Raw genomic sequence first — 17,196 nt, 5'->3', positions numbered from 1 at the left:
GAAACACAATCGGTTTGCAGCGGCATGCTTTACGTCGGATGCCGCCGACGAGCGGTGGCGCCCGCGCCTGATACAGTCCCGCAAACAAAAAGGGCGCTCCGAAGAGCGCCCCCGTCCAGATCGAGACCGTGGTCCAATCAGGTATTCATGGATTCGAAGAACTCGGCATTGCTCTTGGTGCTGCGGAGCTTGTCGAGCAGGAAGTCGATCGCGTCCATGGTGCCCATCGGATTGAGGATGCGGCGGAGGACGTACATCTTCTTGAGGTTCTGCGGCTCGGTGATGAGCTCTTCCTTGCGGGTGCCGGACCGGGCGATGTCGATCGCCGGGAAGGTTCGCTTGTCCGCGACCTTGCGGTCGAGGATGAGTTCGGAGTTACCGGTGCCCTTGAACTCTTCGAAGATGACCTCGTCCATGCGGCTGCCGGTGTCGACCAGCGCAGTAGCGATGATCGTCAGCGAGCCGCCTTCCTCGATGTTGCGCGCGGCACCGAAGAAGCGCTTCGGCCGTTGCAGCGCGTTGGCATCGACACCGCCGGTCAGCACCTTGCCGGATGACGGCACGACGGTGTTGTAGGCGCGACCGAGGCGGGTGATCGAGTCCAGCAGAATGACGACGTCGCGGCCGTGTTCGACCAGGCGCTTGGCCTTCTCGATCACCATCTCCGCGACCTGGACGTGACGGGCCGCCGGCTCGTCGAAGGTCGAGGACACGACCTCGCCCTTCACCGAGCGCTGCATGTCCGTGACTTCCTCGGGGCGCTCGTCGATCAGCAGCACGATCAGGTAGCACTCGGGATGATTCGCCGTGATCGAGTGCGCGATGTTCTGCATCAGCACGGTCTTGCCGGTGCGCGGCGGCGCGACGATCAGCGCGCGCTGGCCCTTACCGATCGGCGCGACGATGTCGATGACACGCGGCGACAGATCCTTGCGGGTCGGATCCTCGAGCTCGAGCCGGAAGCGCTCGTCCGGAAACAGCGGCGTGAGGTTGTCGAAATTGACCTTGTGCTTGGACTTCTCGGGATCCTCGAAGTTCAGCGTGTTGACCTTGAGCAGCGCGAAATAGCGCTCGCCTTCTTTCGGGCTGCGGATGTGGCCCTCGATCGTATCACCGGTCCGCAGGCCGAAGCGGCGGATCTGCGAGGGCGAGACATAGATGTCGTCGGGACCCGGCAGGTAGTTGGCGTCGGGCGAGCGGAGGAAGCCGAAGCCGTCGGACAGAACCTCGACGACGCCCTCGCCGATGATGTCGATCTCCTGGATGGCGAGCTGCTTGAGGATGGCGAACATCAGCTCCTGCTTGCGCATCGTGCTGGCGTTCTCGACCCCGTTTTCCTCCGCGAAGGAGACGAGCTCGGCCGGCGTCTTTGACTTGAGGTCCTGTAGTTTGATTTCCCGCATTGGGGTGGTCCTGTGGAAGCGACTTGGGAGGGATGCGAGGTGGCTGTGGGAAGGCGGACGAAAATGAGGTCCGCAGGTCTGAGCAAGGTTGGCGCCAATGAGGCACCAGACCTGATGCGGCGGCCGGTCAAGCCGGAACGCAACCACATCCGCCTGCGTGGGGTGGGATATCGACAATATAGAAAATCGCGCCGTTGTCCGCAAGGCGTCTGCGGCGGAGCGGTATTCCCTGGGAGACGGTCAGAACGGCTTGACGATCACGAGAATCACGATGCCGATCATCAACACCGTCGGTACCTCGTTGATATAGCGGTAGAATTTCTGGCTGCGCGTGTTCTTGTCGGCGCCGAATTCCCTGACCCAGCGGGTAAACAGGCCGTGGACGCCGGACATGATCAGCACCAGCAGGAATTTGGCGTGGAACCAACCGCTGGTATACCAGTGTCCGGCCCAGACCAGATAAAGCCCGGCCAGCCAAGTCACGGTGATGGCGGGATTGATGATCGCCTTGAGCAGGCGCCGTTCCATGACCTTGAACGTTTCGGACTGCTTCGAACCGATCTCGGCGTCGCAATGATAGACGAACAACCGCGGCAGATACAGCATGCCGGCCATCCAGGCGATGACCGCGATGACGTGCAGGGCCTTGATCCACTCATACATCGGAAACGCGCGATCCTCTCAGCCAGCGATCAGCTTGCGTGCCGAGACATATCCGCTCGCTCAGTCCCCTCCAAACCAAATAATTTTAGAATCTTAAGGTTTGAGTCTAGGTAGCGGTGGATTGGACTCATGCAATGTCATCCGCAGTCTGCCCGCAGCTTGTTCACATCCCTCAACATGCTAGCTGCACACGCCGGATCGCCCCAGAGTCTAATGTGATTCAGACGCTTGTCGAAATCCTTCGACAGCTTATCCAGAGACAAATGGGCCTCGTCCCGATATCATCGCGCTGCTGCCTGACGTTGTCCCGGACGGCGACCATGTGCAGAACAATCGGGGTTATACAAAGGGAGCGGTCGGCGGCTGCTTTTTGGCCCCATCCTTCACAGGGATTCACAGATCGTTAAGGATTTGATGCCCACCACCGGCAACTACTTTCACCTCCATCTGGTTTCCGATTCGACCGGCGAAACCCTGATCACGGTCGCGCGAGCAGTCGCCGCGCAATACACCAACGTGACCCCGGTCGAGCACGTCTACCCGCTGGTGCGGAGCCAGAAGCAGCTCGACCGCGTGCTCGACGAGATCGAGGAAGCGCCGGGCATCGTGCTGTTCACCCTGCTCGAGAAGGACCTGGTCAGCCGGCTCGAAGGCAAGTGCCAGCAGATCAACATTCCGAGCCTGTCGATCATCGGTCCGGTGATGCAGCTGTTCGAGGCCTATCTCGGCGCGTCGACCGCCGGCCGCGTCGGCGCGCAGCACGTGCTCAATGCCGAATATTTCGCCCGCATCGATGCGCTGAACTACACGATGCTCCACGATGACGGGCAAATGGTCGACGGCCTCGAAGACGCTGAGGTGGTGCTGGTGGGCGTCAGCCGGACGTCGAAGACTCCGACCTCGATCTATCTCGCCAACCGCGGCGTGCGCACAGCCAACGTGCCGCTGGTCCCGGGCATTCCGATCCCGCACCAGCTCGAGACATTGAAGAAGCCGCTGGTCGTCAGCCTGCATGCGACCCCGGAGCGGCTGATCCAGGTGCGGCAGAATCGCCTGCTCAGCATGGGTGCGGAATCCGGCAATGAGAACTATGTCGACAAGCAGTCGGTGACGGACGAGGTCGCCTATGCGCGCAAGCTCAGTGCGAAGTTCAACTGGGTCATGCTCGACGTGACGCGGCGCTCGATCGAGGAGACGGCCGCCGCGATCCTGAAACTTTATACCGACCGGCAGCGGCAGCGGCTTCCGGACTAGTGAGCGGATCAATGTCCATCTGGTGCAGTGACGAGCCTCTCATTCTGGCATCGCAGAGCCGCGCGCGGCGGATGCTGCTCGCGAACGCAGGACTCGCGTGTGAGGCGCTTCCGGCCGATATCGACGAACGCGCGGTCCAGGCCGAAGCCGGCCTGGTCGCGCCCTACGAGATTGCGTTACACCTCGCCAATGCGAAGGCCGCTGCGGTCTCGGCAAGCAGGCCCAATTCCTATGTGGTCGGCGCGGATCAGACGCTCGCATTGGGTGAGCGCATGTTCAACAAGCCGGCCGGCCGCCAGCATGCCATGCAGCAATTGTTGGCGCTGGGCGGGCGCACCCATGCGCTGCACTCGGCCATCGCGGTGGTCCGCAACGGCGAGGTGCTGTTCTCGCACGTCGCCGTCGCCTGGATGACGATGCGCGCCCTCTCTGAGGCCGAGATCGCCGCCTATCTCGATGCCGCCGGCGACGCCGTCACATCCAGCGTCGGCGCCTATCAATTGGAGGGGCTCGGGGTGCACCTGTTCGACCGGATCGACGGCGATCACTTCACCATCCTCGGCCTGCCGCTGTTGCCGCTGCTCGCCTATTTTCGCGAAGCGAAGCTGCTCAGGATCTGATGCCGACCGCAGCCACGCGTAAGGGGAGTGACCGCGGATGAGAGTGCTGGGTCTGACCGGCTCGATGGGCATGGGCAAGTCGACGACCGCGAAGCTGTTCGCCGAAGCCGGCGTCCCGGTCTACGACGCCGACGCGACCGTTCATAAGGTCTATGAAGCCGAAGCCGCGCCGGCGATCGAAGCCGAATTTCCCGGGACAACGGTGGACGGCAAGGTGGATCGATCCAAGCTGTCGGCGAAGGTCGTCGGCGATCCCGCCGCAATCCGCCGGCTCGAAGCGATCGTGCACCCGATGCTGCGCTCCTATCATCAGAAGTTTCTCGATGACGCCGAGCAGTCCGGCGTGCCCGTTGCCGTTGTTGATGTCCCCTTGCTGTTCGAGACCGGCGGCGACAAGCGCGTCGATGCCGTGGTGGTGGTGTCGACCTCGCCCGAGATCCAGCGTCAGCGCATCCTGGCGCGCGGCACGATGACGGACGAAGCGCTCGATGCGCTGCTCGCACGGCAGATGCCGGATGCCGAGAAGCGCAAGCGCGCCGATTTCGTCGTGGATACCTCGCACGGGCTCGATCCGGTGCGGGCACGCATCCGCGACATCCTGGCGGAGGTCGTTAGAATGCCGCAGCGCCGGGGCTGATTCGCAAATCCGGCCGCGCGGAATTTCGACGGATCAAGTCAGACGGATCAAATCAGATGCGTGAGATCGTTCTCGACACCGAAACCACCGGCCTCGACGCCCTGCGCGGCGACCGCCTCGTCGAGATCGGCTGTGTCGAAATCATCAACCGCATGCCCACCGGCCAAGTCTACCATCGCTACATCAATCCCGAACGCGACATGCCGGCGGAAGCGTTCGCGGTTCACGGCCTGTCGAGCGAGTTCCTGGCCGACAAGCCGCTGTTTCACGAGGTCGTCGAGGAGTTCCTGGAGTTCATCGGCGATGCCCCGCTGGTGATCCACAACGCCTCGTTCGATATCGGCTTCATCAATGCCGAGCTCGACCGGGTCAAGCGCGCGGCCATTCCCAGGGATCGTCTGGTCGATACGCTGCTGCTCGCACGTCGCAAGCATCCTGGCGTGTCGAACCGTCTCGACGACCTCTGCTCGCGCTATGCGATCGACAACTCACGCCGGACCAAGCACGGTGCGTTGCTCGACGCCGAGCTGCTGGCGGAGGTCTATGTCGATCTGGTCGGGGCGCGGCAGTCGCAGCTGATCCTGACCCAGGACAGCCAGGAAATCCGCATCGGGTCCGCCGGCGAGACGCCGCGCCGTCAGCGCGAGCAGCCGCTGTTGCCGCGGGTCACGGAGGCGGAGCGAGAGGCACATCGCGCCTTCATCGCTACCCTCGGCGACAAGCCGATCTGGATGGAGTTTCTCGCCGGCACGTGATCCGCCCGATCGGCGGCGGATCACGCCCTGCAAACATCAAATTTTTAAAGAGCGAAACGATCAGCTCGACAGCACCTGGCCGCCCTGGGCCGCGGCTTGGCGTTCCATGTTCTGGCGGTACAGGCCGACGAAATCGACCGGGTCCAGCATCAGGGGCGGGAAGCCGCCGTCGCGCACCGAGTTGGCGACGATCTCGCGGGCGAACGGGAACAGCAGGCGCGGGCATTCGATCAGCAGCATCGGCGACAGGTTCTCGCGCGGGATGTTGACCAGCCGGAACACGCCGCCATAGACCAGTTCGAAGCTGAACATCACCTGGCTGCCGCTCTCGGCCTTGCCCTCGATCGTCAGCGTCACCTCGTATTCGGTGTCATTCAGCGCATTGGCACCGACATTGATCTGGATGTTGATCTGCGGCGGCTGGCCCTGCGGCGCCAGGGACTGCGGAGCGTTCGGATTCTCGAACGAGAGATCCTTGATGTATTGCGCCAGCACGTTCAGTTGAGGAGGAGGAGCCGCGTCGGGAGTGGCGCCGTTACCGTTGGTCATCGCAGTGTTCTCCAGGCAAAAAGGGCGGGTCGTTGCGGCGCGTGGCTACCATAGGGCCGGCTTGTTCCACAAGGACGAGCCACCGACGCCGTCAAGGGCCGAAGCAACCGCTCGATCCGGCCAGTATGCCTCTATTTGTCGCATCGGCCGTCGGAGGGAACCGGAGACGGGCCTCCCCTGTTCCAATCCGGGGCCGATCGGATTTCCCCTTGAGGGGGAAAAGGGTTAGGATCGGCGCGCCACAATGCGCCATTGGCCGGGCCCAATTCGATGACTACATCCGGGTCGACCAGGGATTCACGGGTCTTAACCTGGATCCTGTAGAACGGGTGCCCGGTGGCCGGGCTCCGCGTTCGGCTCGACAAGTCAGAAAGCGAACACGACGTGGACATTTATACCATCATCTTCCTGGCGCTGGCGGTCTTCATCTTCATCCGCCTGCGCGCCGTGCTCGGGCAGCGCACCGGGAGCGAGCGGACGCCGTTCGATCATGCCGCCCGAAACGCGGTCCAGGGCGCGCCGGACAACCACGTCATGCCGGTTCCCAACAAGCCCATCGACCCCTCGGCTGCGGTCCCCGGCGGCGAGATGCCGGCGCCGGGTGATCGCTGGCGTGGTCTGGCCGAGCCGGGCACGCCGCTCGCCCGTGGCCTCGATGCGATCGTCGCCGACGACTCCTCGTTCGATCCGCGCCATTTCCTGACCGGCGCGCGCAGCGCCTACGAGATGATCGTGCTGGCGTTTGCCAATGGCGATCGCCGCGCGTTGCGCGACCTGTTGTCGTCCGAGGTCTATGAGAGTTTCGACGCCGTCATCAAGGAGCGTGAGAAGCAGGAGCAGAAGACTGAAACCCGCTTCGTCTCCATCGATACCGCCGAACTGGTCGGCGCCGAGCTGCGCGACCGCACCGCGCAGGTCACGGTGCGCTTCGTCTCGCAGATGATCTCGGTGACACGCGACAAGGGCGGCAACATCGTCGACGGCAATCCGGACAAGGTCGCCGACATCACCGACATCTGGACTTTCGCCCGCGACACCGGCTCGCGCGATCCGAACTGGAAGCTGGTCGGAACCGGCAGCCATTGATGGAATAGGCTGCCGCCGCTGGCGTTACATTGGGAGATCGCCTGCTCCCGTTGTCGACCGGCTGCGTGAGGCGCGTGAAGAGGCGCATCCTCGATTTTTGACACGGATCTTTTCAGCATCCCGTTTTCTCCGAATTTCGCGTTGAGTGGTACTTTGATGGTGCAAGCATGGTTCGCGAAATTTGGAAGCGGGGTTTTACCGCCCGCCGCCTGACCTACTGGACGCCGGCGCTCGCCCTGAGCGTCGCTGCCGTGGCGCTCGCCCCCTATGCAGCCGAGCCGGTTCGCGCGCGCCATCGGGCGGCGACGCCGCCGATGCGCCACCTGCCCTACCCGCAGCTCGACTGGCCGCTCGAGATCAGCAACAGCCAGTACCTGCCGATGGATTGGACCGACGTGCCCGGCTGGAACGACGACGATCAGCTCGCGGCCTATCGGACGTTCCGCGCCAGCTGCAAGCCGATCGCCGCGAAGACGGATGCAGCGCCGGATGCCAGGGTGGATGGTAAGGCGCTGGGTGATTCCCTGCGCGACCCCTGTCGCGATGCTCGGGCCACCGATCTCGCCGACAATGCTGCGGCAAGGGCTTTTTTCGAACGGCACTTCGAGCCGCTGAGGATCTCCAAGCTCGGCGATGCCGACGGTTTCGTCACCGGCTACTACGAACCCGTCATCGAGGGCTCGCGGACCCAGAATGAGGTCTACAACGTTCCAGTCTATCGCCGGCCCTCCAATTTGTTTGTCCGTGGTTTCAAGCAGGATGCGACGAGTCTGCCCAACAAGGGCCCCGTCTATCGCAAGATCGGACGGCGCAAGCTGGTCCCCTACTACGACCGCGCCGAGATCGAGGACGGTGCCATCGAGGGGCGCGGCCTGGAGATCGCATGGCTCAGGAACCAGACCGACCTGCTGTTTGCCCAGATCCAGGGATCGGCGCGCATCAGTCTCGACGACGGCTCGACCATTCGCATCAACTACGATGCCTATAATGGCCTTCCCTACACACCGGTCGGCCGCATCCTGATCGAGCGCGGCATCATTCCACGCGAGCAGATGTCGATGCAGCGCATCCGCGACTGGATGGAGCAGAATCCGGAAGGTGCCAACGAGCTGCGGCGGATGAACCGCTCCTACATCTTCTTCCGCGAGGTGCAGCTGTCGGAGAAGGACGAGGCGGTCGGCGCGCAGGGCATTCCGCTGACCCCGGGCCGCTCGATCGCGGTCGACAAGTCGCTGCACGTCTATGGCACGCCGTTCTTCATCACCGGCGAGCTGCCGATCGAATCCGAGAAGTCGAAGACGGCGTTCCACCGGCTGATGATCGCGCAGGATACGGGCTCGGCGATCGTCGGACCTGCGCGGGCCGATCTCTATTTCGGCGCCGGCCAGGACGCCGGCAAGGTTTCCGGCCGTCTCAAGCACAGCATCCAGTTCGTGATGCTGGTGCCGAAGAGCCTCGATCCGGTTGCGCGTGGCCGCAAGATGCCGCTGCCGGATGCACGGCCGTCGGAGAAGATCGCAAAACTGTTTCCGCAGGTGCTGCCGAAGGAGGCAGCCAAGGATCAGGTCAAGGATCAGGGGCAGGCCAACCAGGCCAACAAAGCCGCCGCCTCTCCGGTCAACGATGCGAAAGCCTCTGCTCCCGCCGCGAGCGCAAGCCCGGCGACCACGGTGGCGCAGAACGTCGTGGCACCACAGCCCGTGCCCCTGCCCGAGGCCCGCCCCCGTATCGAAAGTGATCGCAATATCCGCCGATTGCGTTATGGCAGGCGCCACCGCAACCGCCGATGACAAGCCGTCTCCATGTCTGAAGATCCCGAGCCGCCCCGCGGCCGTCGCAAGCGTGGCCTCTCCGAGGACGAGCGTACGCTGTGGGAGACGGTCGCGCGCCAGGTCAAGCCGCTGCGCAAGACACCGCGTCCGGTGCGGCCGCATCCTCCGATGGTGACGGCCGAGCCGCAGCCGGACAAGCCGATGATGACGCCGCGGCCGGTCGCGCCGGTGGTCGTGCCGAAGCCGGCCCGGCCGGCCATCCCGCCTCTGGTCTCGCTCGGCCGCAAGGAGCGCTCGAAACTGTCGCGCGGCCGCAGCGAGATCGATGCGCGGCTCGATCTACACGGCATGACCCAGAGCCGGGCGCACCAGGCGCTGCATCATTTCCTGCATCGCGCCCAGCATGACGGGCTCACCTTCGTGCTCGTCATCACCGGCAAGGGTACGATCGGTGCGGATGCCGAACGCGGCGTGCTCCGGCGCCAGGTGCCGCATTGGCTGAGCCTGCCGGAATTCCGCTCGCTGATTGTCGGCTTCGAGGAGGCTCATGTGGGACATGGCGGTGCCGGCGCGCTCTATGTCCGGATCAGGCGCGCCCGGGGCTGAGCGTCAGAACGGCCGGATGATGCCGACGCGCGGGATGGCGGTGACGATCCAGCCCAGGATCGTGGTCGTGCGGTCGCCGGCGTCGATGAGGGCCACAGGCTTTGTGGTGGGCAGCGTCTTCACCGCGTGCAGCATCAGCACCATGCAGACCACCCAGCTCGAGATCCAGCGCGAATAGTCGAACACCATCGCGAACATCACGAGGTAAGCGAGAGTGATGACAACCAGCGCGGCGATGACGATCTGGCGATGGCGCTGCTCTTCCAGCGCGCCAATCAGGTCCCTGAAAGTGCGCCAGAGCGGCGCGTGAAGCCAGAGCAGCAGCGCATACACGGGAACGCCGAGCAGGTTCGACGGCAGTCTTGCCCAGGTGTCCTGCACCTCCTTCGTCAGTGGCTGGTACCACACGTAAGCGAACTGCAAGAGCTCGGTGCGTGTCGGATCGGCCATGCGGGTCCGCAGATATGCTGTGAAGTCCGCTTCCGGCAGCGGCATCGTGCCGAGGAACTGCGCCGTCAGGAACAGCGCGCCGAGTCCGATCAGTGCGGCTCCGCCGACGGCCATGTCGAGGCGCGTCGTCCTGCGCGGCAAGTAGTAGCGCAGCACGACGATGGCGGCGATGGTGGGCACGTACATCAGCAGATGGATGTGATGGATCAGCACCAGCACCGCCGAGGTCAGCGCAGCGAGCAGGACGTAGCCGAGCGAGCCTGCCGGCACCAGCATCAGGATGATGGCACCAAGACAGCCATAGACGTCGAAGTGCCCGAGCGTGAACAGGAAGTTCTTGAACACGAACGGCGAGCCAGCGGTGAAGACGAACAGCGGGAGCTGTGCGCTGTTCAATCCGAATGTTCGGCGGAATAGCTGGACGAACAATCCGAACGTGATCAGCCAGACGAGGCCTCCCAACGCGAACACCAGCCACACCGGCACCTTCGTCGTGAACAACCCGACGATGGCCCCGATCAGCGCGCGCTTGATGAAGCCGTGGTGATAGTCGACAAGCAGGTGGATGTAGGGAATGTAGGGCGGCAGCGTGAGCTTGTGCAGGAACACGCCGAGCATGACCGCGGCGTTGACGGCGAGCATCGTGCGCCAGTGCCGGCTGTAGGCGGCCGTCATGCGATGTCCGAGCGGTGAGAGATGGAGGCAAGCTCGCCGCCACACCCACCGCTGTCGTCCCGGCCTTGAGCCGGGACCCGTAACCACCGCTGTACGTGATGAGGCAGGGCTGGAGCCGCCATCTTGAGTGACAATCAGCTTCGGTGGTTATGGGTCCCCGCCTTCGCGGGGACGACAGCGGAGGGTGACGCTACGCCTGTGCGAAAGAGCGCAGAGGCTGAAGGGCGACGCCTCTTACAAAATGAACCGGCTGAGATCCGTGTTCTTGGCGAGGTCGCCGATATGCTGCTGCACATAGGCGGCGTCGACACGCATCGTCTCGCCGCCGCGGTCGGAGGCGTTGAAGGAGATCTCGTCCAGCACGCGTTCCATCACCGTCTGCAGCCGGCGCGCGCCGATGTTCTCGACCGTGGAATTCACCGCGACCGCGATGTCGGCGAGCGCGTCGATCGCATCGTCGGTGATGTCGAGCGTCACGCCCTCGGTCCGCATCAGCGCGACATATTGCTTGATCAGCGATGCCTCCGGCTCGGTCAGGATGCGGCGCATGTCGTCGCGCGTCAGCGCCTGCAGCTCGACCCGGATCGGCAATCGTCCCTGCAGCTCCGGCAAGAGGTCCGAGGGCTTGGCGATGTGGAACGCGCCCGAGGCAATGAACAGGACGTGATCGGTCTTGACCGCGCCATGCTTGGTCGAGACCGTCGTGCCCTCGATCAGCGGCAGCAGGTCGCGCTGCACGCCCTCGCGCGAGACGTCGCCGCCGGCGCGGTTCTCGCGCACGCAAATCTTGTCGATCTCGTCGAGGAACACGATGCCGTTGTTCTCGACCACGCCGATCGCCTCCTGCACCAGCTGGTCGCTGTCGAGCAGCTTGTCGGATTCCTCCGCGATCAGGATGTCGTGCGAGGCCTCGACCGTCACGCGCCGCGTCTTGGTGCGGCCGCCGAGCTTGCCGAAGATGTCGCCGATCGAGATCGCACCCATCTGCGCGCCCGGCATGCCGGGGATTTCGAACATCGGCATGCCGCCGCCCGAGGACTGCGTCTCGATTTCGATTTCCTTGTCGTTCAGCTCGCCGGCGCGCAGCTTGCGGCGGAACGAGTCACGCGTCGCAGCACTCGCATTGGCGCCGACCAGCGCATCCAGCACGCGCTCCTCGGCGGCGAGCTGGGCGCGGGCGGCGACATCCTTGCGCTTGCGCTCGCGCACCTGGACGATCGCGACCTCGACGAGGTCGCGAATGATCTGCTCGACGTCGCGGCCGACATAGCCGACCTCGGTGAACTTGGTCGCCTCGACCTTGAGGAACGGCGCGCCCGCGAGCTTGGCCAGCCGCCGCGCGATCTCGGTCTTGCCGACGCCGGTCGGGCCGATCATCAGGATGTTCTTCGGCAGCACCTCCTCGCGCAGGCCGGCATCGAGCTGCAGCCGGCGCCAGCGGTTGCGCAGGGCGATGGAGACGGCGCGCTTGGCGTCGGCCTGGCCGACGATGTAGCGGTCGAGTTCGGAGACGATTTCGCGGGGGGAAAAGTCGGTCATGGGCTCTAGCTAGGGTCGGACGGGGATGAGGGCAAGCCGGATTTCCGTCGTCACAGGAGCGGCGGCCCGGCCTGCCACTGCCGGATCGCCTCGGTTGGATGGATCAGCATCAGGATGTTCAGGGTCAGGTTGTCACGGATGTGCAGGCCGACCCCGATCTCGAACGCGATTGCGATCACGACGGTCAGCCAGACCGGCAGCACCCGCGCCAGCAGGAAGCCGGTCATCATCGCCAAGGTGTCGCCGACGGAGTTCACGATGCTGTCGCCGAAATAGTCCAGCGAGATCGTGGCGGCACGATAGCGCTCGATGATGAAGCTGGAGTTCTCGACCAGCTCCCAGGCGCCCTCGATCAGCATCGCGGTGAGCAGTCGCCCCTGCCACGGCAGAAACGGCAGAACCAGCGCGGTCAGCGCATAGAACAGGAAGCCGTGAATGACATGGGAGAACGTGTACCAGTCGGTGAGATGCTGGGAGTTCTCCGAGCTCTGCACCACGCCGTGCCACAGCTTCACGGTGCCGCAGGCGCAGATCGGCAGCCGGCCCATCGCGAACAACAGTGCGGCCTGCAGCACCAGCAGACCGAGCGCCAGGATGAGCCAGGGTCCGGACCAAGGCCGGGACGGGGCGCCGATCTCGTCCGCGGTCATCGTCTACTCGGCCGACAGCGCTTCGATGGTGATGTTGCGGTTGGTGTAGACGCAGATGTCGGCGGCGATGTCGAGCGAGCGGCGCACGATGCTCTCGGCGTCCTTGTCGGTGTCGATCAGCGCCCGCGCGGCCGCCAGCGCATAGTTGCCGCCGGAGCCGATCGCCATCACGCCGGCCTCCGGTTCCAGGACGTCGCCCGTCCCGGTCAGCACCAGCGAGACCTCCTTGTCGGCCACGATCATCATCGCCTCCAGCCGCCGCAGGTAGCGGTCGGTGCGCCAGTCCTTGGCGAGCTCGACCGCGGCCCGGGTCAGCTGCCCCGGATATTGCTCCAGCTTGCTCTCCAGCCGCTCGAACAGGGTGAACGCGTCGGCGGTGGCGCCGGCGAAGCCGCCGATGACGTCGCCCTTGCCGAGCTTGCGCACCTTGCGGGCGTTGGACTTGATCACGGTCTGGCCGATCGAGACCTGGCCGTCGCCGCCGATCACCACCCTGCCCCCCTTGCGGACGGTCAGGATCGTGGTGCCGTGCCAGACGGTGGGCTCGTTCGAAGATGCGTGCATGGGGGATCCCTGGTTGATGCCCTGATTTAGGGGCTGAGGCGTCGGGATACAATTACCGGGCCCCTGCCCTGCCCTGTCAGGCCTTGAAATCCGCTCACCATGGCCCGAGATCAGGCGTCCGGGGCGTCATCCCGCAGTAGCTAAGGTGTCATCCGCCTGATAAAAGGGCCGCGTTTTCAAGGGAAAGCTGACCCCATGCGTAGCGCGACCATCAAGCGCAAGACCAAAGAGACCGAGATCGAGGTGTCCGTGAACCTCGACGGCACCGGCGTGGTTGATATCGCGACCGGGATCGGCTTCTTCGATCACATGCTGGATCTGCTTGCCCGGCATTCCCGCATCGACATGACCGTCAAGGCGGTCGGCGACCTGCATATCGATTTCCACCACACCACCGAGGATGTCGGCATCGCCCTCGGCCAGGCCGTGCGTCAGGCGCTCGGCGACATGGCCGGCATCACCCGCTACGCCTCGATCCACATGCCGATGGACGAGACGCTGACGCGCGTCGTGATCGACGTGTCGGGCCGGCCGATGCTGGTGTTCCGCACGACCTTCGCGCGCGACAAGATCGGCGAGTTCGACACCGAGCTGGTGCGCGAGTGGTTCAACGCCTTTGCCATGAACGCCGGCATCACGCTGCATGTCGAGACGCTGTACGGCGAGAACGCCCATCATATCGCCGAATCCTGCTTCAAGGGTCTGGCCAGGGCGCTGCGAACCGCGCTCGCGATCGACCCGCGCAACAAGGGCGAAGTGCCATCCACCAAGGGTCAGCTCGGCGGCTGACCTCCCTCCTCCCAAGGGAATTTCGACATGCCCGTTTATACGGTTCACGCTCCCCTCGCCGCCGGAGCCGATCTGCGCTCGACCGATCGCTTCGTCTTCATCCGTGACGGCTTCCATTTCTGGGCCGCCGTTCTCGGCGCCGTCTGGCTGGCCTGGCATCGCCTCTGGCTTGCGATGCTGGTCTGGGCCCTGCTGATGATCGCGCTCGACGTCGTCCTGGTACGCGTCGGCGTCAGCGGCGCCGCGATTGCCGGAATCGATCTGTTGCTTGCGATCCTGCTCGGGCTCGAAGCCTCGAGCCTGAAGCGCTGGAGCTATTCGCGCGGCAATTGGCGCCAGCTCGACGTCGTCGTGGCCGACGATCTCGATGCCGCCGAGCGCCGCTTCTTCGAGCGCTGGGCCGCCCGGCGCAGCGATCTCGGCTACAGCAACTACACCGTCGATCGCGGCGCACCGCCGCCGTCGCGTGACAATGGCAATGGGCAGCACCCGCCGCCGCTGCCGCATGCCAGCATCATTGGCTTGTTCCCAGAACCCGGAGGTGGACGATGAGTGTCGCGATCATCGATTACGGCTCCGGCAATCTGCATTCCGCCGCCAAGGCGTTCGAGCGCGCCGCACGCGGCATGGCGGATCCGCAGAAGGTCGTGGTGACGCGCGATCCGGACACGGTGTATCGCGCCGACCGCATCGTGCTGCCCGGCGTCGGCGCCTTCGCCGACTGCCGCCGCGGACTCGACTCCGTCGATGGCATGCTGGAGGCGATGACCGAGGCCGTGCGCCACAAGGCGCGGCCGTTCTTCGGCATCTGCGTCGGCATGCAGCTGATGGCGACGCGCGGCAAGGAGCACGTCACCACCGACGGCTTCGACTGGGTCTCCGGCGACGTCGAGAAGATCACGCCTCGCGACGAGAGCCTGAAGATCCCGCACATGGGATGGAACACGCTCGATGTGCTGCAAGAGCATCCGGTGCTGGAGCGGCTGCCGCTCGGGCCGAAGGGCCTGCACGCCTACTTCGTGCACTCCTATCACTTGAATGCCGTCAACGAGAACGACGTGCTGGCGCGCGCGGACTACGGCGGTCCGGTCACCGCGATCGTCGGCAAGGACACCGCGATCGGCACGCAATTCCATCCCGAGAAGAGCCAGCGTTTCGGTCTCGCCCTCATTTCCAACTTCCTGAAGTGGAAGCCGTGAGCGCAGCGCGCCTGTCCGTCCAGGAGGCGGGCAGGGCGCTTGCCTGAAAGACAGCTCCGATGATCCTTTTTCCTGCCATCGATCTGAAGAACGGCCAGTGCGTGCGCCTGGAGCAGGGCGACATGGCCCGCGCCACCGTGTTCAATCTCGATCCCGCTGCGCAAGCCAAGAGCTTCGCCGACCAGGGCTTCGACTATCTCCACGTCGTCGATCTCGACGGCGCCTTCGCCGGTAAGCCGATGAATGCGCACGCCGTGGAAGCGATGTTGAAAGTCGTCAACATGCCGGTGCAGCTCGGCGGCGGCATCCGCGATCTCAAGACGGTGGAGGCCTGGCTCAGCAAAGGCATCACCCGTGTCATCATCGGCACCGCGGCGGTGCGCGATCCCGAGCTGGTGAAGACCGCAGCCAAGGCCTTCCCCGGCCGCGTCGCCGTCGGACTCGATGCCCGCGACGGCAAGGTCGCCGTCGAAGGCTGGGCCGAGACCTCCGAGGTCACGGCGCTCGACATCGCCAGGCGTTTCGAGGACGCCGGCGTCGCCGCGATCATCTTCACCGACATCGCGCGCGACGGCCTGCTCAAGGGCCTCAATCTCGAGGCCACGATCGCGCTCGGTGACGCCATCTCGATCCCCGTGATTGCCTCCGGCGGCCTGGCCTCGATCGAGGACGTCAAGGCGATGCTGACACCACGGGCGAAAAAGCTCGAAGGCGCCATCGCTGGCCGCGCGCTCTATGACGGCCGCCTCGATCCCGCGGAAGCACTGGCGCTGATCCGCGCGGCGCGTGCGTAGGAGGAAACAGGATGTTCAAGGTCCGTGTCATTCCCTGCCTCGACGTCAAGGACGGACGGGTCGTCAAGGGCGTCAACTTCGTCAATCTGCGCGACGCCGGCGATCCGGTGGAGGCGGCGATCGCCTATGACGCCGCCGGCGCCGACGAGCTCTGCTTCCTCGACATCACCGCCACCCATGAGAACCGTGGCATCATGCTGGACGTCGTCCGGCGCACGGCGGAGGCCTGCTTCATGCCGGTCACGGTCGGCGGCGGCGTGCGCACCATCGACGACATCAAGACCCTGCTGCGTTCCGGCGCCGACAAGGTCTCGATCAATTCGGCCGCGGTGAGCAGGCGCGAATTCGTCAAGGAGGCGGCCGAGAAGTTCGGCGAGCAGTGCATTGTGGTCGCGATCGACGCCAAGTCCGTGTCGCGGCCTGGCGGCGGGTCGCGCTGGGAGATCTTCACCCATGGCGGCCGCAAATCGACCGGCATCGATGCGCTGGAATATGCCCAGGAGGTGGTATCGCTGGGGGCAGGGGAGATCCTGCTGACCTCGATGGACCGCGACGGCACCCGCCAGGGCTTCGACCTGCCGCTGACCCGGGCGGTCGCCGACAGCGTCCCGGTGCCGGTGATCGCCTCCGGCGGTGTCGGCAACCTCGATCATCTGGTGGACGGCATCCGCGAGGGCCGCGCGACCGCGGTGCTGGCCGCGTCGATCTTCCATTTCGGGGAATTTACCATCCGGCAGGCCAAGGAGCACATGGTGCGCCAGGGCCTGCCGATGCGGCTCGATCCCTGACGACATTGCGTCGCAAAAATGTTAGATGAACGCTGGTCCGGCCGCCGTGGTCGGGCAGGCGTTCCGAGTACCGGCTGATGTCCCGCTTCACGCTTCACGATCTCGCTGCCATCATCGACGCGCGCGCCGCGGCGGGCGGCGAGGCGTCCTATACGCGCAAGCTGCTCGACAAGGGGCCGCCGCAATGCGCCAAGAAGATGGGCGAGGAGGCGGTCGAGACGGTCATCGCCGCTGTTGGCACCGACCGCGAGCATCTGATCTCCGAAAGCGCCGATCTGCTGTTTCATCTGTTGGTGTTGTTGAAGTCGCGCGACGTCCGGCTCGAGGAGGTCGAGGCGGCGCTCGGCAAGCGCACCGGTCAATCGGGGCTGGAAGAAAAGGCGTCGCGCAAGACGGAGTAGGG

At 64.8% G+C, this 17,196-nt stretch carries 20 protein-coding genes; 13 read left to right on the top strand and 7 right to left on the bottom strand.

From position 1 onward, the window contains the following. Positions 1-137 precede the first annotated feature (137 nt). The gene (gene rho, locus QX128_RS23100) at positions 138-1,403 is read right to left on the bottom strand and encodes a transcription termination factor Rho (protein ID WP_315740414.1); all 1,266 of its coding nucleotides are present in this window, start codon (positions 1,401-1,403) and stop codon (positions 138-140) included. A 240-nt stretch (positions 1,404-1,643) separates the two neighbouring features. Further along, a complete protein-coding gene (gene hemJ, locus QX128_RS23095; RefSeq protein ID WP_316183031.1) occupies positions 1,644-2,066 on the bottom strand; it encodes a protoporphyrinogen oxidase HemJ in 423 nt (140 codons plus the stop codon). A gap of 414 nt (positions 2,067-2,480) precedes the next feature. Between hemJ and QX128_RS23090 the strand changes: the two genes are divergently transcribed. Genes QX128_RS23090 through dnaQ form a run of 4 tightly spaced genes read left to right on the top strand, consistent with a single transcriptional unit; the run spans position 2,481 to position 5,332 of the window. Further along, positions 2,481-3,320: a pyruvate, water dikinase regulatory protein gene (locus tag QX128_RS23090; protein ID WP_315740416.1), complete on the top strand. Its 840-nt coding sequence runs from the start codon at positions 2,481-2,483 to the stop codon at positions 3,318-3,320. Positions 3,321-3,331: 11 nt separating this feature from the next. Continuing rightward, a complete protein-coding gene (locus QX128_RS23085; RefSeq protein ID WP_315800880.1) occupies positions 3,332-3,940 on the top strand; it encodes a Maf family protein in 609 nt (202 codons plus the stop codon). A 37-nt stretch (positions 3,941-3,977) separates the two neighbouring features. After that, positions 3,978-4,577 carry a dephospho-CoA kinase gene (coaE, locus tag QX128_RS23080; RefSeq protein WP_316238607.1) on the top strand — a complete coding sequence of 200 codons (600 nt, stop codon included), beginning with the start codon at positions 3,978-3,980 and terminating at the stop codon, positions 4,575-4,577. A gap of 56 nt (positions 4,578-4,633) precedes the next feature. Next, a complete protein-coding gene (dnaQ, locus tag QX128_RS23075; RefSeq protein WP_316215426.1) occupies positions 4,634-5,332 on the top strand; it encodes a DNA polymerase III subunit epsilon in 699 nt (232 codons plus the stop codon). 60 nt (positions 5,333-5,392) lie between these two features. Here dnaQ and secB read toward each other — a convergent pair whose 3' ends face one another. Continuing rightward, positions 5,393-5,881, bottom strand: a complete 489-nt coding sequence (gene secB / locus QX128_RS23070; protein ID WP_315800877.1) for a protein-export chaperone SecB — start codon at positions 5,879-5,881, stop codon at positions 5,393-5,395. 384 nt (positions 5,882-6,265) lie between these two features. Between secB and QX128_RS23065 the strand changes: the two genes are divergently transcribed. From QX128_RS23065 to QX128_RS23055, 3 genes are all read left to right on the top strand, one after another. After that, positions 6,266-6,967 carry a Tim44/TimA family putative adaptor protein gene (locus tag QX128_RS23065; protein WP_315716796.1) on the top strand — a complete coding sequence of 234 codons (702 nt, stop codon included), beginning with the start codon at positions 6,266-6,268 and terminating at the stop codon, positions 6,965-6,967. Positions 6,968-7,134: 167 nt separating this feature from the next. Next, complete coding sequence (locus tag QX128_RS23060) at positions 7,135-8,757, top strand: murein transglycosylase A (RefSeq protein ID WP_316238606.1); 1,623 nt, start codon at positions 7,135-7,137, stop codon at positions 8,755-8,757. Positions 8,758-8,769: 12 nt separating this feature from the next. After that, complete coding sequence (locus QX128_RS23055; RefSeq protein ID WP_316238605.1) at positions 8,770-9,345, top strand: Smr/MutS family protein; 576 nt, start codon at positions 8,770-8,772, stop codon at positions 9,343-9,345. A 3-nt stretch (positions 9,346-9,348) separates the two neighbouring features. On the opposite strand, the gene QX128_RS23050 is transcribed toward QX128_RS23055, so the two are convergent. From QX128_RS23050 to hslV, 4 genes are all read right to left on the bottom strand, one after another. After that, positions 9,349-10,470 carry a hypothetical protein gene (locus QX128_RS23050; RefSeq protein WP_316238604.1) on the bottom strand — a complete coding sequence of 374 codons (1,122 nt, stop codon included), beginning with the start codon at positions 10,468-10,470 and terminating at the stop codon, positions 9,349-9,351. A 234-nt stretch (positions 10,471-10,704) separates the two neighbouring features. Further along, on the bottom strand, positions 10,705-12,009 hold the full coding sequence (gene hslU / locus QX128_RS23045; RefSeq protein ID WP_316183036.1) for an ATP-dependent protease ATPase subunit HslU: 1,305 nt from the start codon (positions 12,007-12,009) through the stop codon (positions 10,705-10,707). A 50-nt stretch (positions 12,010-12,059) separates the two neighbouring features. Then, the gene (locus QX128_RS23040; protein ID WP_316238603.1) at positions 12,060-12,659 is read right to left on the bottom strand and encodes a DUF2585 domain-containing protein; all 600 of its coding nucleotides are present in this window, start codon (positions 12,657-12,659) and stop codon (positions 12,060-12,062) included. Positions 12,660-12,662: 3 nt separating this feature from the next. Next, positions 12,663-13,223: an ATP-dependent protease subunit HslV gene (gene hslV / locus QX128_RS23035; RefSeq protein WP_315750519.1), complete on the bottom strand. Its 561-nt coding sequence runs from the start codon at positions 13,221-13,223 to the stop codon at positions 12,663-12,665. Positions 13,224-13,418: 195 nt separating this feature from the next. Between hslV and hisB the strand changes: the two genes are divergently transcribed. From hisB to QX128_RS23005, 6 genes are all read left to right on the top strand, one after another. After that, positions 13,419-14,012 carry an imidazoleglycerol-phosphate dehydratase HisB gene (gene hisB, locus QX128_RS23030; protein WP_316183038.1) on the top strand — a complete coding sequence of 198 codons (594 nt, stop codon included), beginning with the start codon at positions 13,419-13,421 and terminating at the stop codon, positions 14,010-14,012. 27 nt (positions 14,013-14,039) lie between these two features. Beyond that, positions 14,040-14,564: a DUF2628 domain-containing protein gene (locus QX128_RS23025; protein ID WP_315800869.1), complete on the top strand. Its 525-nt coding sequence runs from the start codon at positions 14,040-14,042 to the stop codon at positions 14,562-14,564. Beyond that, entirely contained in the window at positions 14,561-15,211 is a 651-nt protein-coding gene (gene hisH / locus QX128_RS23020) for an imidazole glycerol phosphate synthase subunit HisH (RefSeq protein WP_316215433.1), read from the top strand. Before QX128_RS23025 ends, hisH begins: the two co-directional genes overlap by 4 nt. Before the next feature lie 59 nt (positions 15,212-15,270). After that, positions 15,271-16,005: a 1-(5-phosphoribosyl)-5-[(5-phosphoribosylamino)methylideneamino]imidazole-4-carboxamide isomerase gene (gene hisA, locus QX128_RS23015; RefSeq protein WP_316238602.1), complete on the top strand. Its 735-nt coding sequence runs from the start codon at positions 15,271-15,273 to the stop codon at positions 16,003-16,005. Positions 16,006-16,016: 11 nt separating this feature from the next. Next, positions 16,017-16,793, top strand: coding sequence for an imidazole glycerol phosphate synthase subunit HisF (hisF, locus tag QX128_RS23010; protein ID WP_316183041.1), 777 nt, complete (start codon positions 16,017-16,019; stop codon positions 16,791-16,793). Between the two features lie 77 nt (positions 16,794-16,870). Beyond that, a complete protein-coding gene (locus QX128_RS23005; protein ID WP_316183042.1) occupies positions 16,871-17,194 on the top strand; it encodes a phosphoribosyl-ATP diphosphatase in 324 nt (107 codons plus the stop codon). The last annotated feature ends 2 nt before the right edge of the window (positions 17,195-17,196 follow it).

The sequence above is a fragment of the Bradyrhizobium sp. SZCCHNR1015 genome (genome assembly GCF_032489875.1).
Classification (GTDB): Bacteria; Pseudomonadota; Alphaproteobacteria; order Rhizobiales; family Xanthobacteraceae; genus Bradyrhizobium.
This window is presented reverse-complemented; position numbering and strand designations above follow the sequence as displayed.